At 67.4% G+C, this 25,589-nt stretch carries 22 protein-coding genes and 1 other RNA gene; 15 read left to right on the top strand and 8 right to left on the bottom strand.

The genetic code is table 11. The annotated features are described in order from the left end of the window. Window positions 1-91 precede the first annotated feature (91 nt). Window positions 92-883 (top strand): PhzF family phenazine biosynthesis protein, encoded by a 792-nt coding sequence (locus tag XarjCFBP7645_RS17785; protein WP_104538844.1) that lies wholly within the window; start codon window positions 92-94, stop codon window positions 881-883. Next, a complete protein-coding gene (locus XarjCFBP7645_RS17780) occupies window positions 880-1,806 on the top strand; it encodes a DMT family transporter (protein WP_104538536.1) in 927 nt (308 codons plus the stop codon). The genes XarjCFBP7645_RS17785 and XarjCFBP7645_RS17780 overlap by 4 nt, the downstream gene beginning before the upstream one ends. A 41-nt stretch (window positions 1,807-1,847) precedes the next feature. Here the strand turns inward: XarjCFBP7645_RS17780 and XarjCFBP7645_RS17775 are convergent, their stop codons facing one another. Beyond that, a complete protein-coding gene (locus XarjCFBP7645_RS17775) occupies window positions 1,848-2,186 on the bottom strand; it encodes a hypothetical protein (RefSeq protein WP_039509881.1) in 339 nt (112 codons plus the stop codon). 1,206 nt (window positions 2,187-3,392) lie between these two features. On the opposite strand from XarjCFBP7645_RS17775, the gene XarjCFBP7645_RS17760 reads away from it, so the two are divergent. The 6 genes from XarjCFBP7645_RS17760 to XarjCFBP7645_RS17735 all read left to right on the top strand — a co-directional run bounded on the left by XarjCFBP7645_RS17760 (window position 3,393) and on the right by XarjCFBP7645_RS17735 (window position 11,457). Next, window positions 3,393-3,485, top strand: a complete 93-nt coding sequence (locus XarjCFBP7645_RS17760; RefSeq protein WP_006452907.1) for a potassium-transporting ATPase subunit F — start codon at window positions 3,393-3,395, stop codon at window positions 3,483-3,485. Between the two features lie 15 nt (window positions 3,486-3,500). Further along, window positions 3,501-5,312, top strand: coding sequence for a potassium-transporting ATPase subunit KdpA (gene kdpA / locus XarjCFBP7645_RS17755; RefSeq protein ID WP_104538535.1), 1,812 nt, complete (start codon window positions 3,501-3,503; stop codon window positions 5,310-5,312). 11 nt (window positions 5,313-5,323) lie between these two features. Beyond that, a complete protein-coding gene (kdpB, locus tag XarjCFBP7645_RS17750) occupies window positions 5,324-7,372 on the top strand; it encodes a potassium-transporting ATPase subunit KdpB (protein WP_104538534.1) in 2,049 nt (682 codons plus the stop codon). 3 nt (window positions 7,373-7,375) lie between these two features. Continuing rightward, on the top strand, window positions 7,376-8,029 hold the full coding sequence (kdpC, locus tag XarjCFBP7645_RS17745) for a potassium-transporting ATPase subunit KdpC (RefSeq protein WP_104538533.1): 654 nt from the start codon (window positions 7,376-7,378) through the stop codon (window positions 8,027-8,029). A 61-nt stretch (window positions 8,030-8,090) separates the two neighbouring features. Continuing rightward, the gene (locus tag XarjCFBP7645_RS17740) at window positions 8,091-10,751 is read left to right on the top strand and encodes a sensor histidine kinase (protein WP_104538532.1); all 2,661 of its coding nucleotides are present in this window, start codon (window positions 8,091-8,093) and stop codon (window positions 10,749-10,751) included. Continuing rightward, a complete protein-coding gene (locus tag XarjCFBP7645_RS17735) occupies window positions 10,741-11,457 on the top strand; it encodes a response regulator (RefSeq protein ID WP_104538531.1) in 717 nt (238 codons plus the stop codon). The genes XarjCFBP7645_RS17740 and XarjCFBP7645_RS17735 overlap by 11 nt, the downstream gene beginning before the upstream one ends. A 111-nt stretch (window positions 11,458-11,568) precedes the next feature. On the opposite strand, the gene XarjCFBP7645_RS17730 is transcribed toward XarjCFBP7645_RS17735, so the two are convergent. Both XarjCFBP7645_RS17730 and XarjCFBP7645_RS17725 read right to left on the bottom strand, forming a co-directional pair. Next, on the bottom strand, window positions 11,569-12,714 hold the full coding sequence (locus tag XarjCFBP7645_RS17730; RefSeq protein WP_104538530.1) for a metallophosphoesterase: 1,146 nt from the start codon (window positions 12,712-12,714) through the stop codon (window positions 11,569-11,571). 278 nt (window positions 12,715-12,992) lie between these two features. After that, window positions 12,993-14,033 carry an aldo/keto reductase gene (locus XarjCFBP7645_RS17725; RefSeq protein WP_104538529.1) on the bottom strand — a complete coding sequence of 347 codons (1,041 nt, stop codon included), beginning with the start codon at window positions 14,031-14,033 and terminating at the stop codon, window positions 12,993-12,995. Window positions 14,034-14,138: 105 nt separating this feature from the next. Here XarjCFBP7645_RS17725 and XarjCFBP7645_RS17720 point away from each other — a divergent pair, with 105 nt between their 5' ends. Continuing rightward, on the top strand, window positions 14,139-14,774 hold the full coding sequence (locus XarjCFBP7645_RS17720) for a TetR/AcrR family transcriptional regulator (protein WP_104538528.1): 636 nt from the start codon (window positions 14,139-14,141) through the stop codon (window positions 14,772-14,774). Window positions 14,775-14,891: 117 nt separating this feature from the next. Here the strand turns inward: XarjCFBP7645_RS17720 and XarjCFBP7645_RS17715 are convergent, their stop codons facing one another. Genes XarjCFBP7645_RS17715 through XarjCFBP7645_RS17700 form a run of 4 tightly spaced genes read right to left on the bottom strand, consistent with a single transcriptional unit; the run spans window position 14,892 to window position 18,933 of the window. Continuing rightward, window positions 14,892-16,277, bottom strand: a complete 1,386-nt coding sequence (locus XarjCFBP7645_RS17715) for an FAD-binding oxidoreductase (RefSeq protein WP_104538527.1) — start codon at window positions 16,275-16,277, stop codon at window positions 14,892-14,894. Continuing rightward, window positions 16,274-16,813 carry a metal-dependent hydrolase gene (locus tag XarjCFBP7645_RS17710; protein WP_104538526.1) on the bottom strand — a complete coding sequence of 180 codons (540 nt, stop codon included), beginning with the start codon at window positions 16,811-16,813 and terminating at the stop codon, window positions 16,274-16,276. The genes XarjCFBP7645_RS17715 and XarjCFBP7645_RS17710 overlap by 4 nt, the downstream gene beginning before the upstream one ends. A 16-nt stretch (window positions 16,814-16,829) precedes the next feature. Next, on the bottom strand, window positions 16,830-17,198 hold the full coding sequence (locus XarjCFBP7645_RS17705) for a YraN family protein (protein ID WP_104538525.1): 369 nt from the start codon (window positions 17,196-17,198) through the stop codon (window positions 16,830-16,832). 4 nt (window positions 17,199-17,202) lie between these two features. Continuing rightward, window positions 17,203-18,933: a penicillin-binding protein activator gene (locus XarjCFBP7645_RS17700; protein WP_104538524.1), complete on the bottom strand. Its 1,731-nt coding sequence runs from the start codon at window positions 18,931-18,933 to the stop codon at window positions 17,203-17,205. Between the two features lie 82 nt (window positions 18,934-19,015). On the opposite strand from XarjCFBP7645_RS17700, the gene rsmI reads away from it, so the two are divergent. Continuing rightward, complete coding sequence (rsmI, locus tag XarjCFBP7645_RS17695) at window positions 19,016-19,837, top strand: 16S rRNA (cytidine(1402)-2'-O)-methyltransferase (protein WP_039523544.1); 822 nt, start codon at window positions 19,016-19,018, stop codon at window positions 19,835-19,837. Between the two features lie 162 nt (window positions 19,838-19,999). Beyond that, window positions 20,000-20,427: RNase P RNA component class A (rnpB, locus tag XarjCFBP7645_RS17690), an RNA gene on the top strand. Between the two features lie 198 nt (window positions 20,428-20,625). Here the strand turns inward: rnpB and XarjCFBP7645_RS17685 are convergent. Further along, window positions 20,626-21,399, bottom strand: a complete 774-nt coding sequence (locus XarjCFBP7645_RS17685) for an NRDE family protein (protein ID WP_104538523.1) — start codon at window positions 21,397-21,399, stop codon at window positions 20,626-20,628. Between the two features lie 314 nt (window positions 21,400-21,713). On the opposite strand from XarjCFBP7645_RS17685, the gene mraZ reads away from it, so the two are divergent. From mraZ to XarjCFBP7645_RS17665, 4 genes are all read left to right on the top strand, one after another. Further along, window positions 21,714-22,169 (top strand): division/cell wall cluster transcriptional repressor MraZ, encoded by a 456-nt coding sequence (gene mraZ / locus XarjCFBP7645_RS17680; RefSeq protein WP_104538522.1) that lies wholly within the window; start codon window positions 21,714-21,716, stop codon window positions 22,167-22,169. Window positions 22,170-22,183: 14 nt separating this feature from the next. Then, window positions 22,184-23,242, top strand: a complete 1,059-nt coding sequence (rsmH, locus tag XarjCFBP7645_RS17675) for a 16S rRNA (cytosine(1402)-N(4))-methyltransferase RsmH (protein ID WP_166775443.1) — start codon at window positions 22,184-22,186, stop codon at window positions 23,240-23,242. Beyond that, complete coding sequence (ftsL, locus tag XarjCFBP7645_RS17670; protein WP_005991913.1) at window positions 23,239-23,502, top strand: cell division protein FtsL; 264 nt, start codon at window positions 23,239-23,241, stop codon at window positions 23,500-23,502. The genes rsmH and ftsL overlap by 4 nt, the downstream gene beginning before the upstream one ends. 211 nt (window positions 23,503-23,713) lie before the next feature. Next, window positions 23,714-25,582 carry a peptidoglycan D,D-transpeptidase FtsI family protein gene (locus XarjCFBP7645_RS17665; RefSeq protein WP_024939428.1) on the top strand — a complete coding sequence of 623 codons (1,869 nt, stop codon included), beginning with the start codon at window positions 23,714-23,716 and terminating at the stop codon, window positions 25,580-25,582. Window positions 25,583-25,589: the final 7 nt, after the last annotated feature.

Below are 25,589 nucleotides of genomic sequence, written 5' to 3'. Positions count from 1 at the left end.
GTATCTGAATCTGTCATGGTCGTGTAGCACGTTGCAGACTGGGCGTGCCCGGCGAGTACGCCAGGTATGGATTCCTTCTGTGAGGTTGGCCGTGCTGCTTCCCGTGTTTATCGTCGATGCGTTCACCACGGTGCGTTTCAAGGGCAATCCGGCAGCCGTGGTGCCGTTGCAGGCCTGGCTGCCGGAGCCGGTGATGCAGGCCATCGCCAGCGAACACAATCTTTCGGAGACCGCCTTCTTCGTTCGCGACGACAGCGGCGTGTTCGACATCCGCTGGTTTTCTCCAATGAAGGAGGTCGGCTTCTGCGGGCATGCGACCTTGGCCAGCGCATTCGTGATCGCGACGTACCAGCACGCGGCATTTCCGCTGCGCTTGCGTGCGCCGGCTGTCGGTGAGATCGCCGTTGCCAGGGTGGACGAGCGCAGCTTCGAGCTGCGCTTCCCCAACCAGTTGCCGTCCCTGGTGCAGATGGTGCCGCACGCGTTGTCTGAGTCGTTATCGATCGCGCCCCAAGCTGTCTATGCGAATGCGCAGGCGTATATCGCTGTCTACGCCGACCAAGCACAGGTGCGTGCGGTGACGCCGGATCTGGGCCGGATGCTGGCGCTGGCGCCGCGCGATGTGGCGATCACCGCACCAGGCCTTGAGCATGATTTTGTCTCCCGCTATTTCTGGCCCTGCAACGGCGGTAGCGAAGATCCGGTCACCGGATCGATTCATGCCGCGCTTGCGCCGCTGTGGGCGCAGCGGCTGGGCAAGACGCAGCTCACCGCGCTGCAGGCCTCCGCGCGTGGCGGCGAACTGCAGTGCCGGGTCGAGCCGCAGCATGTCTACGTGCGTGGCAGCGCCGTCCAGTATCTGCAGGGAACCATTGCGCTATGAGCACTCCCCTATCCGTGCATGCAGCATCGGCCGGCGCTGGGCGACGGGCGGTCTGGCAACTGCTGGTTGCCGAAGTGCTGATCGGTTCGGTCGGCGTGTTCGTCCACGAAAGCGGGCAGGATCCGGTGACGGCGGTGTTCTATCGCTGCCTGTTCGGGGCGCTGTTTCTTACCGTATGTGGCTTGGTTGGTGGACAGCTACGAGGGCTATGGCGCGAGCGTGCGCTGTTGCGCGATGCCATCATCAGCGGTGTGCTGCTGGTGTTGAATTGGGTGGCGTTGTTCGCCGGCATGGCGCGCTCGTCGATCGGCGTGGCGACCATGGTCTACCACGTGTTTCCGTTCGTGATGCTGCTGCTGGCCGCGTTGTTGCAGGGCGAGCGCACGCGGCGTGCCGATCTGGGCTGGACGTTGCTGGCATTCGTCGGCGTGGCCTGCTCGGCAAACCCGGCGCGGTTGTGGCAGGCGGCCGACCGTGGCTATCTGATCGGCATTGCACTCACGCTGCTGGCGGCATTGCTATGCGGTGCGTCGCTGCTGATGTCGCGCCGTATCAGCCGTGAGCGGCCGCTGGCGGTGGTGACGGTGCAGTGCTGGGTCGGCACGTTCCTGCTGGCCGGGTTTTCCAGCAGTGCGGCGTTGCATTCGGGCCTGCACTGGCTGTGGCTGGCGGGCCTGGGCGTGATCCACAGCGGCATCGTCTATGTGCTGTTCTATTCGTCCTATCGCCATCTGCATGTGGCCACGATTGCGGTGCTGGCGTTCGTGTATCCACTGGTGACGCTACTGCTGGACTATCTGCTCTACGGCCACGCATTGGTGCCGGTGCAGTGGCTGGGCCTGGCGCTGATCGTGGTGGGCACGCTCGCCGTGAATCTGAAATGGCGCTGGCCGCGGCGTGTGGCAGACAGCGCACCGGCCTGAGCGACGTTGCCGCCGCGCAGCGCACACGGCGGCAGTAGAACTCAACGTACGTCGCGCAGTTCCCAGTGGTGCCCGGCCAGGGCCTGCATGCGCTGCTTGAGCAGGTCGCCGGGGATGCTGGTGGTGGCGACCAGGTCCACACGCAGATCGCCCTGCTTGCCGGTAACCGTGGCCGATGGATCGGTCACGCCCAGGCTGGGGTCCACCGCATCCGGGTCGGCCTGCAGCTGGCGCCAGCGATCGAACCAGGCCGGATCGCGCAAGGCGGCCTGCAACTGTTCGGCAAAAGCCTCGGCACCATGGGCACTGAAGCTCACGCTCGCATCGCCGCCGCGGGCGAGCTTGGGGTCGGGCAGGCTGATCGAGTAGCTGACAGGCATGTGCAAAGACTCTGATGGATGACTCCGGTACGTTAGTGCAGCGGCGGTGAGCGCTCCGTCGACAGGTGTGGACACGTGGGAGCCTCCAGGTGCGGAGTCACGGGCTGTTCCGCGAGCGGGGAGGGCGCTGTGTGCTCGCCTCGCCAGGTTTCGACGGCATCTGGTAAGCGAGGCTGCGACTCGGAATCCCGGTTGTTTTTGTGTCCTTGTGTATTAGGGATGAGGTCGCGCGGCTAGATCAGTTGTAGAGCGGCTGATCTGCGGCTCCGCTGCAGGGTCCTTGCCCGCCCACCATCGCAGGACACGCCGCAAGTACGTCCTTGTAGGCTCTTACGCGGCATCCATGCCGCGTAAGGTCCCGCGACGGTGGGCGGGCAAGGACCAATCCAGATGGTCGGTGTGCATGGTTTTCAAAACAGCCGGCAACAGGTGCGGTGTCTTCGCCGCGCCCTCGACGCTGTGAGTTTGCTGCAGGGCCCTTGCCCGCCCACCCTCGCAAGACACGCCGCAAGTACGTCCGTGTAGGCGCTTACGCGGCATCCATGCCGCGTAAGGTCCCGCGACGGTGAGCGGGCAAGGACCAGTCCAGATGGTCGGTGTGCACGGGCGAGCAGGGCGTGGCATGCAGTGTCTGCAGCATGCCCAATCAGTTGCCCAAGACGAGCCGAGCAGTAAGCAGGCTTTCGATGAAGCAACCTAAAAACGTCCTGGTGCGGTGACCTTGCCGGTTGCGGGACCCTTGGCGGCATGGATGCCGCCAAGGGGCTTCCATGGACGGATGCACGGCGTGTCCCGGAAGTGGTGAGGGCACCGCGCCCTCGACCAACGAGGCTCTGCTCCAACCTCATAACGCCCTGACTCAAAACCTGGTCGTCCTGAGTTGGGACTAGAGGCCGAAGTTGCCCGGAAACGACTGCATAGCGTGGAGACGTGACTGCAGACCGTCGCCACGCAGCATTTATGCGGAATTTACGCGGCGGCTGTTGCAGGTCCATAGCGACTTTACGCAGCCCGGGAAGACACTGCGCGGGTTGGCGGAGCGGTTCCGCCGTGGACGATTCCGATGCATCCCTTGACCTGTCTGCTCCATCGCCGCTGCGCGCGCGGTGCGGCAGCGCTTTGCCTTGTCGGCCTGCAGACGCTGCATGCGCCGTCGCATCTCGCATCCATCGCGCCGCGTTGCGCGCGTCTCGGGGAGTAGCCGACATGCCTGCCTGGTTGTCCCTGTTGTGCGGCGTGGCCGTACTCGTTGCCGCCGCGTACCTGCTGTACGTGGTCCTGCGCCCCGAAGACTTCTGATGCGAGTGCGCTCCAATGATTGAAACTCTCCTTGTCTACGCGCTGGCCATCGTGCTGGCCTGGCCCCTGGGCCGCTATCTGGCAGCGGTGATGCGCGGCGCCCCGATGCGTGGCGACGTGCTGTTCGGCTGGATCGAACGGCCGTTGTATGCGTTGCTCGGCACCCGCCCGCAGCAGGGGATGTCGTGGCGTGGGTATGCGGTGGCATTCCTGCTCAGCAACCTGGTTGTCGGCCTGCTGACCTGGGCAGTGTTCATGACCCAGGGGTGGCTGCCGTTCAACCCGGACGCCATTCCGAACATGCGCTGGGACACCGCGCTACACACCATGGTGTCGTTCGTCACCAACACCAATCAGCAGCACTACTCGGGCCAGGCGCAGTTGTCGTACCTGGCGCAGATGACCGGCATCGTCGGCCTGCAGGTGGTGACGCCGATGATGGGTCTGGCATTGGCGGTGGCGACCTTGCGCGCATTGTTCGGTGGGCGAGCCGTTGCAACTGTGTCCGACGCCTTGCCGGCATCCAATGCGACGGCCAGCGCCAAGCCACGGGTGGCTGGGCTGGAGGAGCCGGAGGTCATGCCGCGCCTGGGGCGGCAGCAGTCGGCTGCCGGATTGGAGGCATTGCCGGAGGCAGACGTCGGCAATTACTGGGCGGATGTGATCCGCGCCAGCGTGCGTGTGTTGCTGCCGCTATGCCTGCTGTGGGCCGTGCTGCTCGGCTGGCAGGGCGTGCCCTCCACTTTGCAGGGTGCGGCCACCGCCGCACCGCTGGACAGCAGCGCCGGCATGCCCAAGCAGACCATTCCGGTCGGACCGGTGGCAGCGATGGTCGCGGTCAAGCAGCTCGGCACCAACGGTGGCGGCTGGTACGGCCCCAACAGTTCGGTGGCGCTGGAAAATCCCACGCCGCTGAGCAACCTGCTGGAGACCTTGGCGCTGGTGCTGTTGCCGATGAGCGTGGTGTTCATGGTCGGCTATCTGACCGGGCGCAAGCGTCTCACCGCGCTGGTATTCGGCACCATGCTGACGATGTCGGTCGCATCCACCGCGCTGCTGCTGTGGTCCGAAGCGCATTCGGCCAGCGCCAGCTCGGCTGCCTTGATGGAAGGCAAGGAGGTGCGTGTCGGCGCGGATGCGTCTGCGTTGTGGGCGGCCTTGACCACGCAGACCTCCAACGGCTCGGTCAATGCGATGCACGATTCGCTGGCGCCGTTGAGCGGCCTGGTCACGCTGGTGGACATGCTGATCAACGCGATCTGGGGCGGCATCGGCTGCGGCCTGCAGCAGTTCGTGGTGTATCTGCTGCTGAGCGTGTTCCTGGCCGGTTTGATGACCGGGCGCACGCCGGAGTTGTTCGGCCGCAAGATCGAAGCGCGCGAGGTGCAGTTGCTTGCGCTGCTGATCCTGCTGCAGCCATTGGTGGTGCTGGGCTTCACCGCAGTGGCGCTGGCGGTGCCGGCATTTACCGCCAATTCCAACCCCGGCTTCCATGGCATCAGCCAGGTGTTCTACGAGTACACCTCGGCCTTTGCCAACAACGGGTCGGGTTTCGAAGGCCTGGGCGATGCGACGTACTGGTGGAACCTGAGTTGCTCGGCGGTGCTGGCACTGGGCCGCTATCCCGCGCTGATCCTGCCGCTGATGGTGGCTGCGCGCATGGCGGTAAAGCGGCGCGCGCCGGAATCGGCCGGCAGCCTGCAGGTCGAAACGCCAACCTTCGCGCTGACCCTGATGGCGATCGTGCTGGTGCTCACTGTGCTGCAGTTCATGCCGGCACTGGTGCTGGGTCCTATCGCTGAACACCTCGCCCTGGCGGCGTCCTGAGAGTTTGAGCAATGTCTACGATCGATACGACTGAAAAACGCGCGCGCGGTGACGCGGCGTTGTTCGACGCCGCCGTGCTGGTGGCGGCGATGCGCGCGACCTTCCTCAAGTTGGCGCCGCGGCACCTGCTGCGCAGCCCGGTGATGGCGGTGGTGATGGGTGGCACGCTGCTGGCGGCGGTGATCACCGCCAGCGGGTATGGCAATGCCGGGTTCGGCTGGGCGGTGACGGCGATCCTGTTCGTCACCGTGCTGTTCGGCAATTTCGCCGAGGCCATCGCCGAAGCGCGCGGGCGTGGGCAGGCCGCATCGCTGCGCCGTGCGCGCAAGGATCTGGTCGCCCGCCGTGTGGAAACCGCACTTGGCGGCCGCGAGACCCGCGTGCCGGCGGCGGAGCTGCGCCCGGGCGACTACGTGATGGTGTCCGAAGGCGAATTCGTCCCGGCCGATGGCGAGATCGTGCGCGGCGTTGCAACGATCAACGAAGCGGCGGTCACCGGCGAATCGGCACCGGTACTGCGCGAGGCCGGCACCGATCGCAGTGGCGTGATCGGCGGAACGCGCGTGCTCTCCGATGAGATCGTGTTCAAGGTCACCGCCGAGCCGGGGCATAGTTTCCTGGATCGCATGATCGCCTTGGTGGAAGGCGCCAACCGGCAGAAGACGCCGAACGAAATTGCGCTGACCTTGTTGCTGGCGGCGATGACGCTGACCTTCCTGACCGTGGTGGCCTCGCTGCCGGCGATCGCCGGCTTCGTCGGCGTCACGCTGGATCCGCTGTTGCTGATCGCGCTGCTGGTGTGCCTGATCCCGACCACCATCGGCGGGCTCTTGCCGGCGATCGGCATTGCCGGCATGAACCGCGCGCTGTCTGCCAATGTACTGGCCAAATCCGGCAAGGCGGTGGAAGTGGCCGGCGACGTGGACGTGCTGTTGCTCGACAAGACCGGCACCATCACCTACGGCGACCGGCAGGCCACCGCGTTCCATCCGCTGGCCGGTATCGACCGTGCGCAGCTGCGCGATGCGGCAATGCTGGCCTCGCTGGCCGACCCGACGCCGGAAGGCAAATCTATCGTCAAGCTGGCACGCCAGCAGGGCGCGGTGGCGGTCGAGCCGGAGGGCGCGCATTTCATCGGCTTCACTGCACAGACCCGCATGTCCGGCGTGGATCTGGCCGGGCGCAGCATCCGCAAGGGTGCCGGCGATGCGATCGTGGCCTATGTGCAGGCGCAGGGCGCCACGGTGTCGCCGGAGTTGAATGGCCGCATCGAAGAAGTCGCGCGTGGCGGCGCCACCCCGTTGGTGGTGGCCGAAGGCCGGCATGTGCTGGGCGTGGTCGAGCTGAGCGATGTGGTCAAGCAGGGCATCAAGGAAAAGTTTGCGCAGCTGCGTGCGATGGGCATCAAGACGGTGATGATCACCGGCGACAACCCGCTCACGGCCGCCGCGATTGCCGCCGAAGCCGGCGTGGACGATTACATCGCCCAGGCGCGCCCGGAAGACAAGCTGGCCCGCATCCGCGCCGAGCAGGCCGGCGGGCGGCTGGTGGCGATGGTCGGCGACGGTACCAACGATGCGCCGGCGCTTGCCCAGGCCGACGTGGGCCTGGCGATGAACTCCGGCACGCAGGCGGCCAAGGAGGCCGGCAACATGGTCGATCTGGATTCGGATCCGGCCAAACTGCTGGCGGTGGTCGAGGTGGGCAAGCAGCAGCTGATCACGCGCGGTGCGTTGACCACGTTCTCGTTGGCCAACGATGTGTCCAAGTATTTCGCGATCCTGCCGGCGCTGTTTGCCGCGGCGATTCCGTCGATGGCCGCGCTCAACGTGATGCAGTTGTCCAACCCGCGGCATGCGGTGCTGGCGGCATTGATCTTCAATGCGCTGATCATCCCGGCATTGATTCCGCTGGCGTTGCGCGGCGTGCGCTTTCGCCCGTCCAGCGCCACGGCCCTGCTGCGCCGGAACATGCTGATGTACGGCGTGGGTGGCGTGTTGCTGCCGTTTGCCGCGATCAAGTTGATCGACCTGGCGCTTGTCGCCACTTTGGGGAACTGAGTCATGACGATTTCTTCGAAAACCGGTACGTCCACGGCGCAGCCGTTGCGTGACGACGGCGCCCTGCGCGGGGCGGTGATGTTGGCATTGTTCATCCTGCTGGGCCTGGGCCTGAGCTATTCGCTGGTCGCCACCGGCATCACCGGCGCGCTGTTCCCCGAGCAGGCGCACGGCTCGTTGCTGCGCGACGACGCGCGTGTGGTGGGATCGGCCCTGGTGGCGCAGCCATTTGCCGACGCGCGCTATTTCCAGCCACGCCCCTCGGCGGCCAAGTACGACCCGACCGCGGCGGCCGGCAGCAACCAGGCGCGTTCCAATCCCGACCTGCAGAGCCGCATCGCCGCCACGCGCGCCGAGGTGGCTGCACGCGACGGCATCGCACCGGAGGTGGTCCCCGCCGAGCTGATCACCCAATCCGGCAGTGGCCTGGATCCGCACCTGAGCCCGGCCGGCGCCCAGGTCCAGGTGCGCCGGGTCGCCGCCGCGCGCGGCTGGCCGGAACAACGCGTGGCCGCGCTGGTACAGGCCGCCACCGAACAGCCACAGTTCGGCCTGCTCGGGCAGCCGCGGGTGAATGTGCTAGCACTGAACCTGGCGCTGGATCGCGCGGGGAATGGGGAGTCGGGAATCGGGAATGGGTCAAAGCAACAGCACTAGAGCTGTCAGCTCGCGGTAGGCTGCACCAATCCCCAATCCCGCCCCCCCAATCCCGGCCTCCATGATTGACGCCCGCACCCAACAAGCCGACGCGCTGATCGGCGAACTGCAGCGCGAACATGGCGGGCGCCTGACCGTGTTTCTGGGCGCAGCGCCCGGGGTGGGCAAGACCTACGCCATGCTGTCGCGGGCGCGCGAGCGCCTGCGCCAGGGCATGGACGTGGTGGCAGGGGTGGTGGAAACCCATGGCCGTAGCGAAACCGCGGCACTGCTGGATGGCCTGCCGCTGCTGCCACGCACCCGCATCAACTACCAGGGCCGGGAGCTGGAAGAACTCGACCTGGACGCGTTGCTGGCGCGCAAGCCGAAGCTGGCGCTGATCGACGAGCTGGCCCATCGCAACGTGCCGGGCAGCCGGCACGAACGGCGCTGGCAGGACATCGTGGAACTGCTCGATGCCGGCATCGATGTCTACACCACGGTCAACATCCAGCACCTGGAAAGCCTCAATGACATCGTGCTGCGCATCACCGGCGTGCGCGTGTCCGAAACCGTGCCCGATGCGGTGTTCGACCGTCTGCGCGACATCGTGCTGGTGGACCTGCCGCCGCGCGAGCTGATCGAGCGCCTGCAGCAGGGCAAGGTGTATCTGCCCGAGCAGGCGACACAGGCCTTGCAGGCGTTCTTTTCGCCTTCCAACCTCACCGCGCTGCGCGAGCTGGCGATGCAGACCGCGGCCGACCGCGTCGACAGCGACCTGCGCGACACCCAGGCCGCACGCGGTTTGCCCGGCACCGCCGCCTTGCGTCGCCGCGTGGTGGTGGCCATCGATGGCCGTGGCAGCTCGGATTATCTGGTGCGGGTGGCGCGGCGGTTGTCCGAACGACGCGATGCCCCATGGACGGTGGTCACCGTGCAGACGCGCACCGTGGCCGACGCCGCCTGGCAGCTGGAGATCGACCGCGCGTTCGCACTGGCACGCCGCCTGGGGGGCGATACCGCGCTGCTGCACGGCGCCAACGTCGCCGAGGCATTGCTGGATTTCGCTGCGCAAAACGGCGTGTCCACGCTGGTGCTGGGGCGCACGCGCGAACGCCCGCTGGCGCGCATGTTCAACCGCACGCTGACCCAGCAACTGCTGCAGCGCGGCGCGCATTACGAACTGGTCATCGTCAGCTCCGCCGATGCGCGTGCACGCGCACGCCAGCGTTGGCGCAATCCGCGCCAGTGGTTGCAGCGCGACGACCTGGCCTTCGCGGCGATCGCCGCCGCGGCCGCGGTCGCGGTGGCGTGGGTGATCCAGCGCTGGACCGACATCGACGATCTGTCGATGGTGTTCATTGTCGCGGTGGTGCTGGTGGCCTCGCGCACGCGCATGGCCGCCGCGGTGATCGCCGCGCTGCTGAGCTTTGTCGCCTACAACTTCTTCTTCATCGAACCTCGCTTCACCCTGCACATCAGCGCGCGTCAGGGCGTGGTGACGGTGTGCCTGTTCCTGATCGCCGCGCTGGTCGCCGGCCGTCTGGCCTCGCGCCTGCGCAGCCAGGTGCTGGCCTTGCGCGCCGCCAATGCGCATGCCAACGCACTGCAGACGCTGGCCCGCGAGCTCAGCACTTCCGCCGATCTGGGGCAGGTGCTGGAAGCCGGCCGTCGCGCCCTGGCCACGGCACTGGATGCCGAGGCCTGGTTGCGCCTGGAGCAACGCGAAAGCGATGCGCCGGCCAGCTTCGGCGCACTCGATCGCAGCGCGGCGGACTGGACCCAGCGCCACGCTCAGCCGGCCGGCCGCTTCACCGATACGCTGGCCGGCGCGCAGTGGTGGTGCCTGCCGGTGCGGCACGAACGCGGCAGCCTGGGGGTGGCGGCGCTGCGCTTTCGCCAGAGCGTGCAGCGGCCCGGTCTGGAGGAGCGTCGGCTGGCCGAAGCGATGGTGGAAGACATCGGCCAGGCAGCGCTGCGCACGCGCCTGGTCGCCGATCTGGAAGGCGCGCGCGTCAGTGGCGAAACCGAGCGCCTGCGCTCGGCCTTGCTGTCGTCGGTCTCGCACGATCTGCGCTCGCCGCTGGCCTCGATGATCGGCTCGGCCAGCAGCCTGGCCAGCTACGGCGATGCGATGGACGCACAGGACCGCCACAGCCTGCTCGACACCATCCAGCTCGAAGGCGAACGGCTGGATCGCTACATCCAGAACCTGCTCGACATGACCCGGCTCGGCCACACCGGGCTGACCTTGAAGCGGGACTGGATCGGCGTGGACGAGTTGATCGGCTCGGCCACGCGGCGGTTGCAGCGCTACCAGCCGGCGGTGCGCCTGCAACTGGATCTGGCCGCCGACCTGCCGGCGATCTGGGTGCACCCGGCACTGGTGGAACAGGCCATCTTCAACGTGCTGGAGAATGCGGCGAAATTTTCGCCACCAGGAGTTGCGGTGACCGTGCAGGCGCGGCTGCAGGCCGGCGCCCTGCAGATCGATATCGGCGACCAGGGCCCCGGCATTCCCGAGGACGAGCGCGCGCGCATTTTCGACATGTTCTACAGCGTGGAGCGTGGCGACCGCGGCCGTCACGGCACCGGGCTGGGCCTGACCATCTGCCAGGGCATGATCGGCGCCCATGGCGGCAGCGTGGAGGCACTGGCCGGCGCCGATGGTCACGGCACCACGATCCGCATTACGCTGCCGCTGCTGGTTCCCGCCGCGCCACCTCGCCCCGATGCCGACTGACCCCACTGCCATCCCGCCTGCCCGCGTGCTGATCGTCGACGACGAGCCGCAGATCCGCCGCTTTCTCGACATCAGCCTGCGTGCGCAGGGCTATCGCGTGCTGCAGGCCGGCACTGCCGAGGAAGGCCTGGCCACGCTGGCCGGGCAGGGCGCCGACCTGGTGGTGCTGGACATCGGCCTGCCCGATCGCGACGGCCACGAGGTGCTGGGCGAGATCCGCCAGTGGTCCAACGTGCCGGTGATCATGCTCACCGTGCGCGCCGGCGAAACCGAAAAGGTCGCCGCGCTCGATGCCGGCGCCAACGACTACGTCACCAAGCCGTTCGGCGTGCAGGAACTGATGGCGCGCATCCGCGCGCTGCTGCGCCAGGCCGGCGCCGGCAGCACGGTGGAAGAGAGCGTGTTCGACGACGGCCGCCTGCATATCCACCTGGGCCTGCGCGAGGTCACGCTCGATGGCGAGGCGGTGACCTTGAGCCGCAAGGAATACGCCTTGCTCGCGCTGTTGCTCAAGCACGCCGGCCGCGTGGTCACCCAGCCGCAATTGCTGCGCGAGGTGTGGGGCCCCACCCACGAGGAAGACACCCATTACCTGCGCATCCTGGTCGGCAAGCTGCGCCAGAAACTGCACGACGATGCCGCCGACCCGCATTACATCGTTACGGAACCGGGCGTGGGTTTGCGCTTTATCGGGGTGGCGCGCTGAGTGCAGGCGCGGTTGGCGTGCAGGAGTCGGCGCGCGCTGATGCGTGCGTGGACCGCCTGCATCTGCCGCCGCGCGGATGCAACCCGATCGAGGCGGTAGCCACACCCGCTGCTACTTGCTTGATGCAGCGTGGGTGCGTTGGTCCGGCGCGCGGCGAAGCGTGATCCGTGTCAGTTCCGATGGGCGTCCCAGCCGCAGCGCCAGTCCTGGCCACAGCGCGGTGCCGTTGTTGACGTACAGCTGCATGCCCGCAACGTCGTACAGCCCCGATACGAAGCCTGCGTTGGCCAGCGCGAACAACCGGTCCACGCCCAGGATCAGGCCGCCGTGGGTGTGGCCGGACAGTTGCACGTCCACGCCTTGCGCCGCTGCCTGACGCGCCTGCCTGGGTTGATGGTCCAGCAGCACGATAGGCGTTTGCGGCGGCACGCCGTGCAGGGCGGCACGCAGGTCCGGTGGCGGCAGGCCGACCTCGGGCGCGGACAGATCGGTGACCCCGGCGATGACCAGCGCGGCATCGCCGCGTCGCAGAGCCGTATGGCTGTTTTCCAGCGGCGTCATGCCCAGCGTGGCCAGGTAGCGCGTCCACGCAGTGGCGTCGAAGAAGTATTCGTGATTACCGGGAATGAAGTAGACCCCGTCGCGTGCGTGCAGCGCGCGCAGCGGCTCCACATCCTGGCGCCGGTGTTCGATGCTGCCGTCGATGACATCGCCGGTGACCACGATCAGATCGGTCTGCAGGCGGTTGCTGCGTGTCACCACGTCCTGCGCCCAAGACGCATCGAACAGCCGGCTGACATGCAGGTCGGTCAACTGCAGGATCGTGTAGCCCTCGAACTGCGGCGGCAGGTTGCTGATCCGGATCTCGACCTGTTTGACCGGCGGCACGCGGATCGCCTGGTGCACGCCCACCGCCGCCATAATGCATGCGCCAAGGCCGATCGCATAGCGCAGGCCCGCCGGTACCGTGACCGGATGGCGCAGCAGCCAACCGACCAGCGCGACCAGATCGAGCACGATCTGCAGCAACGCCAGCAGCAGGATCGCGGAAAATGCCCAGTTGAAGAAGATCACCAGGCTACGCGGCATCTCCGGCGAAAACACGCTGCCGGAAGAAAACCGGCAATACAGGTGATATTGCGAGGCGAGTAGCACGACCACGGCTGCAGCCAGTTTCCACGCCAGTGGCCACGGGAGCGGCCACAGGAATCTGCCGATGACGTAGAACGACGGGAGCGCAAATAGAAGATGGAACATCGGTGGTTTCGTCGGTCGGAGGCGAAGGGCGGCACAGGTCCCGGCGGGTGATGTGCAGGGACGTTGGCAGCGAATGTTCAGCACTGCAGCTGCGTGCGCGTGGCGTGCATGCGCCGAGCCAAGCTGCGCCACACACTGCGATCGCTCCGGTAGCTGGCATGAATAAGCGCGTCACTCGGTATCGGTGTGGACAGGATGTTTCCCTGAGCGGCGTGTCAGCGGTGCAATGCCTGCGCCGCTGAGGGAGAGCGTACGCCGCTCAAGTGGCGCGACATGCTCTAGATGGTCAGCGTGCCGTTGGTCATCAGCGCTTCGCGCGCTACGTTGCCGTTGGCGATCATCCAGCCGGGATATTCCGGCGCAAGCGCGCTTGCGTGGTCGAGGGCGGTCAATGCGTCCGCACTCAGCACCACGTCGCTGGCCAGCAGGTTGGCGTCCAGCTGCTGCACGGAGGTCACGCCCAGCACGATGCTGGTGACCGCCGGCTGTTGCCGGAGCCAGGCCAGCGCGACCGCTTCGAGCGTGGTGCCATGCGTCTTGGCCACGTCGTCCATCACCGTCAGCAAGCCCTCGCTCCTGGGTTCATCCACCGGCGGGAAGGGGACGGTGGCGCGACGCCCCTCTTGCCGGTCCTGGCGGTACTTGCCGGTGAGGTAGCCGCCCGCCAGCGGGCTGAACACCAGTAGCGCCATCTGCTCGGCGGCAAGCATCGGCAGCAGTTCGCGCTCGGCATCGCGCCCGGGCAGCGAGTAATACCCTTGATAGGCGTGCGGGCGGGTCAGGTTGAGGCGTTCGGACACCCCCACCGCCCTGGCGGTCTGCCAGGCCGCCCAGTTCGAGACGCCGACGTACCGCACATGCCCCTGTCGCACCAGATCGTCGAGCGCACGCAGGGATTCTTCGATCGGCGTGGCCGGGTCCCAGCCATGCAACTGGTACAGGTCGATGTGATCGGTGCCGAGGCGCCTGAGGCTTTGCTTGACCTGATGCATCAGGTGATGGCGCGAGGTGCCCGCGTCGTTCGGCCCGGCGCCGGTGGCATGCGCCGCCTTCGTTGCCAGGACAACCTCGTGCCGTGCGATACCGTGACGCTGCAGCGCGTGACCGATCATCTGCTCGGATTGGCCGTTGGAATAGACGTTTGCGGTATCGATCAGGTTGATGCCGGCGTCGAATGCCCGACGCACCAGCGCGTCCACCTGGTCCTGGTTCAGGCCACCGGCGGCCGCATACTTGGCCTCCGGAATGCCGAAGGTCATCGAGCCCAGGCTCAACTCGGAAACAAACAATCCTGTCGTGCCCAATCTGTTGTAGCGCATTGGTAAGTCCGGTCGGTGGCGATGGACGGTATGAACGCATGCATAAACGAGAATTGCAAGTTCCGGAACTATTTGGTATCGTATTTATTCATTCAAGAGGCAACGATGTCGGACACTGAACTGCAGGCCCCTGCGCCCGCGCCGGTGCGCGGCCGCAGGCGTGATCCCGCCCGCGACGCCGTCATTCTCGAGGCGGCGATCGAGGTGCTGGCCGAGCGCGGCTACGAGGGCATGACGATGGATCTGGTGGCCCAGCGCGCCAAGGCCGGCAAGGCCACGGTCTACCGGCGCTGGAAATCCAAGGCCGATCTGGTGGTGGATGCGGTTGCGCACGCCAAGCGCGGCCAGGTCGATCCTGACGCGCTGCCGGATACCGGGACGCTGCGCGGCGACCTGCTGGCCATGTTCAAGCCGCGCTCGACCACGGAGGCTCAGCGCACGCTGCAGCTGATGGCCGGGCTGGCGGCGGTGCTGGCGCAGCACCCGGAGTTGGCCGACGCGGGCAACACCGCCATCGTCGAGCCGTGGGTGGTGGCCAATCGCGTGCTGATGCAGCGCGCGCGCGCGCGTGGCGAACTGTCCGCACACGCCGATATCGAGTGCGCCGCGCAGGTGGTGCCGTCGATGGCTGCATATCGCGCGCTGATCCAGCGCAAGCCGTTCGACTTGGCGTTTCTGGTGCGCATGATCGATGGCGTGCTGCTGCCGGCGTTGTGCAACGCGGCGCCCGTAAACGGCTAGTCGTGGCGCCTGGCGGTGACGCCCGTCTGCTGCCAGTTCGCCAGGCCATTCGCTCGTGCGCGAGTGCACGGCCGTCGCAGCGTCTGCGCTGACATGGTCGGGCTGGCATGCCGTGGCTCACGCGTCCGGCAGCACCTTGCCAGGATTCAAGATTCCGTCCGGATCCAGCGCAGCCTTGATCGCGCGCATTGCGGCCAGTGTCGGTGCGCTGAAAGCCTGCGTCATGAACGCGCGCTTGGCCACGCCGATGCCATGCTCGCCGGAGAGCGTGCCTTCCAGCGACAGCACCAGTGCGAACAGACGCGGCAATGCGGCATGTGCGCGCGCGTCTTCGTCGGCATCGGCAGGGTCGTACATGATGTTGACGTGCAGGTTGCCGTTGCCGGCATGGCCGAAGGCCACGATCGGCAACGCGAATTCGGCCGCAAGCGCTTCCACGCCGGCCACCAGTTCGGGGATGCGCGAGACCGGCACCACCACGTCCTCGTTGATCTTGCCCGGCTTGATCGTGCGCAATGCCGGCGACAGCGCACGCCGCGCGGCCCACAACCTGTCGCGCGCGCTGCCATCGGCGGCCACGTCCAGGCTCACCACGCCCTCGCCATCGGCGGCATCGTGCAAGGCCTGCAATGCGTAGGGCAGGGTGTCGTGATCGCCATCGGCTTCGATCAGCAGCATCGCGCCGGCCTCGGGCACATCGCTGCCGTTGCGGCGCAGTAATGCGATCGCACTGGCATCCATGAATTCCAGCATCGTCGGCGTGGTCGGTTGCGCCATGATGCGCGACACCGCCGCCGCGGCGCTGGCCGCATCGCGATACAGCGCGCGCACGCCGGCTTGCGCGACCGCGCGCGGCGTCAGCTTCAAGGTCGCTTCGACGATGATCGCCAGGGTGCCTTCGCTGCCGACCAGCAGATGCGTCAGGTCGTAGCCGGTGGAATTCTTCGTATACGCGCCGCCGCAGCGGATCACCTCGCCGGTGCCGGTCACAGCGACCAGGCCGAGCACGTTGTCGCGGGTGGCGCCGTATTTCACCGCGCGCGGGCCGCCGGCATTGGTGGCCAGATTGCCGCCGATGCTGCAGATGTCCGCGCTGGACGGATCCGGCGGCCAGAACAGGCCATGCGGCTGCAAGGCCTGCTGCAAGTGGCCGTTGAGCAGGCCCGGTTGCACGATGGCGCAGCGATCGGCCGGACGCAGCGCAAGGATGCGATGCATGCGTGCCATCGACACCACCACGCCGCCGGAAAACGGTACCGCCGCACCCGTGGTGCCGGTGCCGGCGCCGCGCGCCACGATCGGCACGCCATGTGCGCGGCAGGCCTGCACGATCGCCACCACATCCTCGGTATCGCCCGGCAAGGCGACGGCGGCGGGCAATGCCCAGCGGCGCGAATCGTCCTCGCCATAGCGGCGCCGCGCGTCGCCGCCGGTCAACCAGCCATCGGGGCCAAGCCGCGCGGCCAGCAACGCGGCCAGGGCAGTGGGAAGCACATCGGTCATGACGGGTGATCCTGTGGTGCCGCGCGCTGGATGCATGTCCATCCCAGCACCGCGACGGTGAGCGGTAGCCAGACCCAACGCAACTCGGAGAGCAGCGTGGCAAGGCCGCGCGCATTGAAGAAACCGTTGGCCAAGGGCGACACGCGGATCGGCCGCCACGGCGCGAACCAGCGCGCCTCGCTCCAGGGCCAGCTCAGCGCAACGCCCAGTCCGCCGGAGGTCATCGCATCCAGCAGCGGATGCGATGCGGTGCAGACGAACAGGAATGCGGCTGCCTGCAGCGCGTCCGCACGCAACAGGCGATGCGCAACCCCACCCAGCAGCGCGCTCAGCCCGGCGAACAGCAACGAGTGGCTGGCACCGCGATGGCCGAACGCATCCGCATACGGAACATGCAACGCGAACGCCAGCACGTCGGCATCCGGCAGCATCGCCGCGACGATGCCGGCACCGAGCAGGCGCGGCGATACGCGGCCGCGTTCACTGGCGCACCAGAGCGCCAGCGGCACCGCGGCATGGGTGATGATGGTGGGCATCGCGCGTGGGTCGTTATCAGCAATCGTCCGCGCGGAAGGCGTCGCGGATCCAGTTCAGCACCGGCGGCTCGCCGCTGGCTTCCACCACATCGAAGCGGCACGGCAAGGTTGCCAGCGCCGGGTGATAGGCAAGAAACAGTTGCGCGGCCAGCACCAGTTTGCGGCGCTTGCGCGCATCCACCGATGCCGCCCCGCCGCCGAAGCGGTTGTCGCGGCGATAACGCACTTCCACGAACACCAGCGCCTGCCCGTCGCGCATCACCAGATCCAGTTCGCCGCCGCGGTAGTTGGCATTGCCCACCACCAGCCGCAGCCCGGCCTGCTCCAGCAGCGCGCGTGCGGCCGCTTCCACCGCCGCACCACGCTGCTGGCGCGTTGCCGGCATGGCGTCAACGGCCGTCGGCGATCGGCACCGGACGGCCACCGTTGAACGTGGACCAAGCCGGGGTGCGCAGCACGTTGCCGAAGCCATCCAGATGCAGCGTGCCGGTGGCGCCGCGCAGGCCGCCGTCGGTGCCGGTGGCGAGTTTTTCCAGATACGCGCTGATCTTCCAGGCGTCGTAGCCGAACGCGAACAGGCGCGCGCCCGGTCCGCGTGCGCTGGGTAGCGTGCTGGCGACCTGGGTGGAGGCCGGCAGACCGGACACGCCCAGCGCGGTCCAGGTTTCGCTCGGGTAGATGATGCCGTCCAGGGCCAGGTCGTCCTCGACCTTGCCGGTGCCGGCCACCAGCTGCGAGGTGCCCACGCGCGACTTGCCGGCGAATCCGCTCAGGGCCAGTTGCGGTGCCAGCGCGCGCGCGGTGTTGCCGCGCACTGCCAGGAACACTGCATCGGCAGCACCGTAGTTACGCAGCTGTGCACCGATGTCGCCCGGCACCTCGGCCACGCTGATGCTGCCGGCCACGCTGCCGCCGCGTTCGCTGAAGCGGTCGCGGAACGCCTTGATGGTGCGCTTGCCGTTGTCGTCGCTGGTGCCGACGATCAGCACGTTGCGGCGCTCGCGCGCGAGCAGGTATTCGGCAGCCATGATGCCGTCGTCTTCCGGCGCCAGCGAGAAGCCGGCGCTGCCGCTGGGCGGGGCCTTGTTGTCGGTGGGGCGGTTGAGCGCCAGCACCGGCACCGCCAGCTGGCCGCGTGCGAACACGGCGCTGACCTCGTCGCGACCCAACGGGCCGACCACGTAATCGACCCCGGCGCTCACCGCTTTGTCGTAGGCGGCATTGGCGCCGGCGGCGGTGCCGGCGGTGTCGAAGAAGCGCAGTTCCGGGCGGCGGCGGGTTTCGGCGTAGTAGCCGGCCAACAGGCCGTCGCGCACCGGTGCCGAGGCGGTGGCCAGGCTGCCGCTGAGCGGCAGCAGCACGCCCAGCTTGACCGGCGGGCGGTAGCCATCGCGTTCGGCCGGCGGGCGCTTGCTGGTATCAAAGCCCCATTGCGCGTCGCGATCGAACGCGCGCGGTAGCGCCAGTCCGCGGCTGATCAAGGCGCGGCCGGCGAAGTTGTACAGCGGGTCGCCGGCCGGCAGCGCCGCGGTGCGGCCCTTCAGCGTGGCGTCGTCGAGCGCGGCGAGCAGGCGCACGATCGCGCGCTGGTTCTCGCTGCGCGGGGTGCCGGTCAGGCTGGCGTCGGCGCGTGCGCGGTCGGCGGCGGCCCCGAACAGGTCGCCGGTGCCTTCCAGTGCGGCGGCGCGTGCCAGCAGCCAGCGGGTCTGCAGTGGCTGCGGCAGGCCTTGCGGGCTGTCGCCCAGCGCCTGCAACGCTTGCGCGGCCTGCTTGTCGATCACTGCCAGCTCGCCGGTCAGTAGCTCGAAGCGGGCGCGGTCTTCGCCGCTGAGATGACGCGGGGTGACCTGCGCCAGCAGCGTGCGCGCACGTGCGTCATCGCCGGCGTCGTGCCAGCCGAATGCGGACGCCGCCAGCAGGCGGCTGCGCTGCGCACCGCTGGCGCCGGCGGCCTCGGCTTCCAGTTGCTGGGCCGCCTCGCGCGGCTTGCCTTGGTCCAGCAACGCCAGCGCCGCGCTCTGGGTCGGCGAGGCGGTCTGGGTCACGCTGCTGGTGGCGCAACCGGCGGCCAGCATCGCCATCAGCGACAGGGCGGAGATCCTTGCAACACGCTTGTTCATTTCAGATCCATTGGACGGGGTCCGCCGGGGCGGACCGTTAAAAACGCTACGATTCTACCCTTTGCCCTACGGAATACCGTCGATGACCTCCCCTGGAACCCTGCATGTGGTCGCCACGCCGATCGGCAACCTGGCCGACCTGTCGCCGCGTGCGCAGGAGGTGCTGCGTGGCGTGGCCGCGATCTGCGCCGAAGACACCCGCCATACCCGCCAGCTGCTCGGCCATTTCGGCATCGACCGCCCGCTGCTGGCCCTGCACGACCACAACGAAGAAGCCATGTCTGAGCGCATCGTCGCGCGCCTGCGCGAGGGCGAGTCGCTAGCCATCGTCAGCGACGCCGGCACCCCGCTGGTCAGCGACCCCGGCTTCAAGCTGGTGCGCGCCGCCCGCGCCGCCGGGATCCGGGTCAGCCCGGTGCCGGGCGCCTGCGCCGCCATCGCCGCGCTCAGCGTGGCCGGCCTGCCCAGCGACCGCTTCGGCTTCGAGGGCTTTCTGCCGGCCAAGAGCGCCGCCCGCCGCGAGCGCCTGGCGCACCTGGCCGGCGAAACCCGCACCCTGGTGTTCTACGAGTCCTCGCACCGCATCGTCGAGTCGCTGGCCGACCTGCGCGGCGCCTTCGGCGACGAGCGTCCGGCGGTGATCGCCCGCGAGCTGACCAAGCTGTTCGAAACCGTGCTCGACGGCACCCTGGCCGAGCTGCAGGCCAGGGTCGAAGCCGACGACAACCAGCGCAAGGGCGAGTTCGTGGTGATGGTGCAGGGCGCCGCCGACGCCGCCGAAGGCCAGCTGGCCGAAGGCCGCCGCGTCTACGCCAAGCTGGCCGAACACCTGCCGCCGTCCACCGCCGCCAAGCTGGCCGCCGAGCTGACCGGTGCACCACGCAAGGCGTTGTATGGCGGCTAGGTGCTGTTGCAGGAGCAGGTTGACGTGCACTGGGATTTTTCTCGGTAAGGCCTCTCGCGCCCAGGTGCGCTCCTACGGGCAATTGCGGGCCTACCGGCAATTGCGGGGCTAGCAGCGTTACGCCGTTCTGCACGGTGGCGATAGCGTATAGTGCGCCCCGGCGGAGTCGGCCAGACAGTCGCGTCACTCGCAAGAGTGCCGAGGAAAGTCCGGGCTCCATAGGGCAAGGTGCCAGGTAACGCCTGGGCGGCGCAAGCCGACGGAAAGTGCAACAGAAAGATACCGCCTACGTCCCTCGTCACCCCTCTGCCGCCACTGAAACGTGTCGGCGATGCATCAGCATCGCCAAGTGCGTTCGGAGGCCGCAGAGGGGTGGCGAGGGGCCGGTAAGGGTGAAATGGTGCGGTAAGAGCGCACCGCGAGTCCGGTAACGGACCGGCACGGCAAACCCCACCTGGAGCAAGACCAAATAGGGATCCATTGGCGTGGCCCGCGCTGGATCCGGGTAGGTTGCTTGAGCGCTGCGGTGACGTAGCGCCTAGACGAATGACTGTCCACGACAGAACCCGGCTTACCGGCCGGCTCCGCCACCTTCGTTTGGGCGTTCGCCCTTCTCGAAGATGCCCACGCTTGGTACCGCCTTCGGCAGTACAAAACGCGGGCCCCGCTCCGGGCATGCCAGAACCCCGCGGCTGTTGCCGCGCCCCCTTGACTCAAGGGGGCTTGCACTTGGGTGCTTTGCCGGGCGCCTTGCCTTGGCTGCGATCAATGTGAGCCGGTTGCTGCGGTCATTGTCGACGCGTCCCGACGATGTCCAGCCGTGTGTCGCCCTGGAAGATCCCGGCGGGACCGAAGCGGCGTTCGTGGATGAAGCCGCAGCCTTGATGGTCCACCGCGACGATGGTGCTGGCGCGGGTGCCGTAGCTGGGTCCGTTGATGAAGGCGGCCGAGAGCAGGCGTTCGGTGGGCAGGTCTACGCCAGTGTGGGGCAGGGCGGCGTCAGGCGCGATGGCGGGGTTGCCCAGGGCGGTCCACAGCGGTTGCAGGTCGTCGGTACCTGCGGCGCACCAGTCCTGCAGGGCTGCAGTCAGTGCAGCGGTCTTGGGCCAGCGCGCGTCCAGCGGGCCGTTGGACATGCCGTGGATGCCGGGCGCCAGCGTGCGCGCCAACGGCGGGTGATTGCTGAGGTGTTCGCAGCGCACGGTGTCGCACAGCAATAGATTGAATGGCGGGAATTCGTGCGCGGCCGCTGCCAGGTCGCCAGCGTAAACGGCCGCGTCCAGGCTGCCGGCCAGGTAATCGGCAATGAGATGTCCGCGCGAGCGCCCGGACGTGCTGGCGAGCGGGTCGCGCACGTTGGTCACCACTGCGGCGCGCCCGTCGCTGCCCAACCCCACCCAACTGCCGCCCGAGCGCAGGTCGCGGCCCGCCAGTACGCCATTGGCGGGCGCCGGCCAGCGCGCCAGCGCAGCGGTCGGCCGGTCGTGGAACTCATCGCGGTTGCCCGCCAGCAGCAGACGCCAACGCGGGTGGGTTTTCCAGGCAAGAGCGACCAGGCACATGGCGCCGATTGTCGCCTGTTTGCGCAATGCCCATGTGCAGCTGGCGCAGTGTGAAGTGAGACTGCGGTCGGGTTTACATCGCCTTCACGCCCCTGAATTTTTGTTCAATCTCAAAATCTGAGATGAAACAGCAACTTGTGGATAACCTTTGAACAAGTCTCTAAAGAGTGCTGCAACTCATTGATGCAACTGGCGATTTATGGCCTTCAAAGTTGTTGACAACCTTTGACGCGCTGCTAAGGTGGGCAACGGAGGGAAAACCAGGTGTTTTGTGGTTTTTCGTGGTTCAATGATCCCCCAGCGGGTATTCGAGGTTGTATTCGGTGTTTCAGGGCGAGACTGCCATCACGGTGGACGACAAGGGGCGTATGGCGGTGCCGACCGCGTACCGCGACCTGGTCACGCGCGCGAGCGGCAATCGCCTGGTGCTGACGTACAACCCGTTCGAAGCCGGATGCCTGTGGCTGTATGCGGAAAAGGAGTGGGAGCGGGTGCGTGACGATGTGATGTCCAAGCCCAATACCCAGCGCGTGGTCCGCACGCTGCAGCAGAAACTGGTGGGTTCTTCCGCAATGCTGGAGCTGGACGCCAATGGCCGTCTGAGCATCCCGGCCAGCCACCGCAATGCGGTCGGCATCGAGAAGAAGGCCGTGCTGCTGGGCATGGGCGACAAATTCGAACTCTGGAGCGAGCAGGCACATCGCGCATTGATCCAGCAGACCTTGTCTGACGGGGATCTGGGCGATGAATTGCTCGATCTCAGGTTGTGAGCCGGGGTGCCCGGATGCGCGGTGAAGCGCAGCCCGGTCACCCGGTGTCGCAGCCACCGGCGGCCCACGTGCCGGTGCTGTACACGCAGGTTCTGGACGGCCTGCAGGTGATCGACAACGGAACCTATCTCGATGGCACGTTCGGGCGTGGCGGACACGCCCGTGGTGTGCTGCAACACCTTGGCCCGGGAGGTCGACTGCTGGTGATGGACAAGGACCCCGACGCGATCGCCGTGGCCGAACAGTCGTTCGGTGACGATGCGCGCGTGTCCATCCATCGCGGCAGCTTTGCCGGCCTCGGCCAGGTGGTCGCTGCGGCAACCGTCGACGGCATCCTGCTGGATCTGGGCGTGTCCTCGCCGCAGCTGGACGTGGCCGGGCGCGGTTTCAGTTTCGGCAAGGACGGCCCGCTGGACATGCGCATGGACCCGGACGCCGGCCAGAGCGCGGCCGAGTGGCTGGCGCATGCCAGCGACCGCGACATCGCCGACGTACTGTGGACCTATGGCGAAGAGCGTCAGAGCCGTCGCATCGCGCGCGCCATCGTGGCGCGCCGCGCCGAACAGCCGCTGCTGCGCACCGCACAACTGGCCGAATTGATCGCCTCGGTAATGCCGCGCGGCGACAGCAAGACCCATCCGGCCACGCGCAGCTTCCAGGCGATCCGCATCTACATCAACCGCGAGCTGGACGATCTGGAAGCCGGCCTGGATGCCGCCCTGGGCGCGCTCAAGCCCGGCGGCCGCCTGGCGGTGATCAGCTTCCACTCGCTGGAAGACCGCATCGTCAAGCAGTTCATGGCCCGCTACGCCAAGGCCCCGCCAAGCAACCGCCGCCTGCCCGAAGCACAGCCGTTCGTGCCGACGCTGCAGCTGATCAGCGGCGCCATCAAGGCCGACGACGCCGAATTGAGCGTCAACCCGCGCGCCCGCAGCGCGGTATTGCGGGTGGCCGAAAAGCTGGGAATGGGAAATGGGGAATCGGGAATGGACAAAGGCAACAGTGCCGCTGCTTTCCGATTCCCGACTCCCGATTCCCGATTCCCGGCGTCTCCGAACGGAGACGCCGCATGAGCCGCCTGCTGCTCATCGTGCTGCTCGCCTGCAGCATCGCCTCGGCGATCGGGGTCGTGTACATGCGTCACATGCATCGCAAGCTGTTCGTGCAGTTGTCCAAGCTCGAACACACGCGCGATGAATTGAACATCGAATTCGGCCGGCTGCAGCTGGAGCAGGCTACCTGGGCGGAAAGCAATCGCGTGGATCAGGTCGCGCGTGCGCGCATCGGGATGAAGTTTCCGGAGACCAACGACATCGTGGTGGTGCGCCCATGACCGAACGGCAGGACAGCCGTTTTGCACGGCGAAGCCGCCCGCAGGGTGGCGCACACACAGGTACGCCCATGACAAAACGGCAGGACAGCCGTTTTGCACGGCGAAGCCGCCCGCAGGGTGGCGCACACACAGGTACGCCCATGACAAAACGGCAGGACAGCCGTTTTGCACGGCGAAGCCGCCCGCAGGGTGGCGCACACGGAGGTGCGCCATGAAAGCCGGCCGCAACCGCGCGCGCAGCAACTTCAATCTGCGTGGCCGCCTGACACTGGTCGGCATCGCGCTGGGCCTGTGCTCGGTGACGCTGATCGGCCGGGCGGCGTTCGTGCAGCTGGTCAACCGCGATTTCTACCAACGCCAGGGCGAAGCGCGCTATCTGCGTGAGCTGCCGATCGCCACCTCGCGCGGCATGATCACCGACCGCAACGGCGAGCCGCTGGCCGTTTCCACTCCGGTGGAATCGATCTGGGTCAATCCGCAGGAACTATTGCGCAACCCGGACCGCATTCCCGAGCTGGCCAAGGCGCTCGGCCAGCCGCTGGACGAGTTGAACGCCAAGCTGGCGCAGAAGGCCGGCAAGGAATTCATGTACCTGCAGCGCCGGATCAATCCGGACAAGGCACATGCGATTGTCGATCTGAAGATTCCCGGTGTGTTTTCGCAGCGCGAGTTCCGCCGCTTCTATCCGCAAGGCGAGGCGATGGCCCACGTGCTGGGCTTCACCAACATCGACGACCGTGGTCAGGAAGGCCTGGAGCTGGCCTTCGACGAATGGCTGCGCGGCAAGCCGGGTTCCAAGAAGGTGGTGCGCGATGCGCGCGGCGCGATCGTGGAGAGCGTGGATCTGGTACGTCCGGCGCAGCCGGGCAAGGACCTGACGCTGAGCATCGACCGCCGCATCCAGTTCCTGGCCTACAAGGAACTGCGCAACGCGCTGGTCGAAAACAATGCTGCCGGCGGTTCGATGGTGGTGATGGATGTGGCCACCGGCGAAGTGCTGGCGATGGTCAACCTGCCCACCTACAACCCCAACGCGGTCACCGGCATCAACCCGTCGGCGCGCCGCAACCGTGCGGTCACCGATCTGGTCGAGCCGGGCTCGACGATGAAGCCGCTGACCGTGGCCACCGCGCTGACCGCCGGCGTGGTGACCAAGGACACCGTCATCGACACCAACCCCGGCTACATGTCGGTGGGGCGCTTCACCATCCGCGATGTGCCGCGCAACAACGGCGTGCTCAACGTCACCGGCGTGATCACCCGCAGCTCCAACATCGGCGCGGCCAAGATCGCCGCCAAGGTGCCGGACCAGACCTTCTATCAGTCGATCCGCAACTTCGGCTACGGCGCCGCGCCGCACAGCGGTTTTCCCGGCGAATCGGCCGGCGTGGTGCTGCAGCCGGCGCGCTGGAGCGGCCCGTCCAAGACCACGATGTCCTACGGCTACGGCCTGTCGGTGACGCCGCTGCAGATCGCGCAGGCGTATGCCACGTTGGGCAATGGCGGCAAGCTGACGCCGCCGACCTTCGTGCGCGGCCAGCACAACGAGACCCGCCAGGTGGTCACCCCCGAGGTGGCGCGCCAGGTCATCGACATGATGGAAACCGTGGTCACCCAGGGCGGCGCAAAGGGCGCGGCGATCCTGGGCTATCACGTGGCCGGCAAGACCGGCACCGCGCGCAAGAACGGCGCCAACGGGTACGAGCGCGGGCATTACAACGCGCTGTTCGCCGGCCTGGTGCCGGCCACGCGTCCACGCTTTGCCACCGTCATCGTGATCAACGATCCGCAGGGCAAGGTGTATTACGGCGGCCTGGTGTCGGCGCCGGTGTTCCACAGAGTGATGGAAGGGGCGCTGCGGCTGATGGACGTGCCGCCGGACGACATCCAGTCGTGGCTGGCCGCACAGGCCGCCGGCAAGACCGGGCAGCCGGTCGTCAAGCCGCAGCCTGCCGATCTGGATCCGGCGCTGGTGCCGGACCCGGTGGATGAAGTGTCTGCGGGTATTCCCACCGCACTCGCACCGGCTGCATTGCCCGCACCCGCCCAGCCTGCGCCGCTGCAGGAGAGCCGCCAGTGAGCCGCAC

Origin of the sequence: Xanthomonas arboricola (genome assembly GCF_002940665.1) — a bacterium.
Lineage (GTDB): Bacteria > Pseudomonadota > Gammaproteobacteria > Xanthomonadales > Xanthomonadaceae > Xanthomonas > Xanthomonas arboricola_B.
Note: the sequence above shows the minus strand (reverse complement) of the source record. Positions and strands in the feature narration are given on the sequence as shown.

Bases quoted from the DNA above. Each gene is read 5' to 3' on its own strand.
- XarjCFBP7645_RS17725 (WP_104538529.1), bottom strand. From the start codon at position 14,033: ATGCGCTACAACAGATTGGGCACGACAGGATTGTTTGTTTCCGAGTTG.
- XarjCFBP7645_RS17730 (WP_104538530.1), bottom strand. From the start codon at position 12,714: ATGTTCCATCTTCTATTTGCGCTCCCGTCGTTCTACGTCATCGGCAGA.
- XarjCFBP7645_RS17775 (WP_039509881.1), bottom strand. From the start codon at position 2,186: ATGCCTGTCAGCTACTCGATCAGCCTGCCCGACCCCAAGCTCGCCCGC.
- kdpB (WP_104538534.1), top strand. From the start codon at position 5,324: ATGTCTACGATCGATACGACTGAAAAACGCGCGCGCGGTGACGCGGCG.
- kdpC (WP_104538533.1), top strand. From the start codon at position 7,376: ATGACGATTTCTTCGAAAACCGGTACGTCCACGGCGCAGCCGTTGCGT.
- rsmH (WP_166775443.1), top strand. From the start codon at position 22,184: ATGCGCGGTGAAGCGCAGCCCGGTCACCCGGTGTCGCAGCCACCGGCG.
- XarjCFBP7645_RS17665 (WP_024939428.1), top strand. From the start codon at position 23,714: ATGAAAGCCGGCCGCAACCGCGCGCGCAGCAACTTCAATCTGCGTGGC.
- kdpA (WP_104538535.1), top strand. From the start codon at position 3,501: ATGATTGAAACTCTCCTTGTCTACGCGCTGGCCATCGTGCTGGCCTGG.
- XarjCFBP7645_RS17715 (WP_104538527.1), bottom strand. From the start codon at position 16,277: ATGACCGATGTGCTTCCCACTGCCCTGGCCGCGTTGCTGGCCGCGCGG.
- XarjCFBP7645_RS17700 (WP_104538524.1), bottom strand. From the start codon at position 18,933: ATGAACAAGCGTGTTGCAAGGATCTCCGCCCTGTCGCTGATGGCGATG.
- XarjCFBP7645_RS17740 (WP_104538532.1), top strand. From the start codon at position 8,091: ATGATTGACGCCCGCACCCAACAAGCCGACGCGCTGATCGGCGAACTG.
- XarjCFBP7645_RS17735 (WP_104538531.1), top strand. From the start codon at position 10,741: ATGCCGACTGACCCCACTGCCATCCCGCCTGCCCGCGTGCTGATCGTC.
- XarjCFBP7645_RS17780 (WP_104538536.1), top strand. From the start codon at position 880: ATGAGCACTCCCCTATCCGTGCATGCAGCATCGGCCGGCGCTGGGCGA.
- XarjCFBP7645_RS17710 (WP_104538526.1), bottom strand. From the start codon at position 16,813: ATGCCCACCATCATCACCCATGCCGCGGTGCCGCTGGCGCTCTGGTGC.
- ftsL (WP_005991913.1), top strand. From the start codon at position 23,239: ATGAGCCGCCTGCTGCTCATCGTGCTGCTCGCCTGCAGCATCGCCTCG.
- XarjCFBP7645_RS17705 (WP_104538525.1), bottom strand. From the start codon at position 17,198: ATGCCGGCAACGCGCCAGCAGCGTGGTGCGGCGGTGGAAGCGGCCGCA.
- rsmI (WP_039523544.1), top strand. From the start codon at position 19,016: ATGACCTCCCCTGGAACCCTGCATGTGGTCGCCACGCCGATCGGCAAC.
- XarjCFBP7645_RS17760 (WP_006452907.1), top strand. From the start codon at position 3,393: ATGCCTGCCTGGTTGTCCCTGTTGTGCGGCGTGGCCGTACTCGTTGCC.
- XarjCFBP7645_RS17720 (WP_104538528.1), top strand. From the start codon at position 14,139: ATGTCGGACACTGAACTGCAGGCCCCTGCGCCCGCGCCGGTGCGCGGC.
- XarjCFBP7645_RS17685 (WP_104538523.1), bottom strand. From the start codon at position 21,399: ATGTGCCTGGTCGCTCTTGCCTGGAAAACCCACCCGCGTTGGCGTCTG.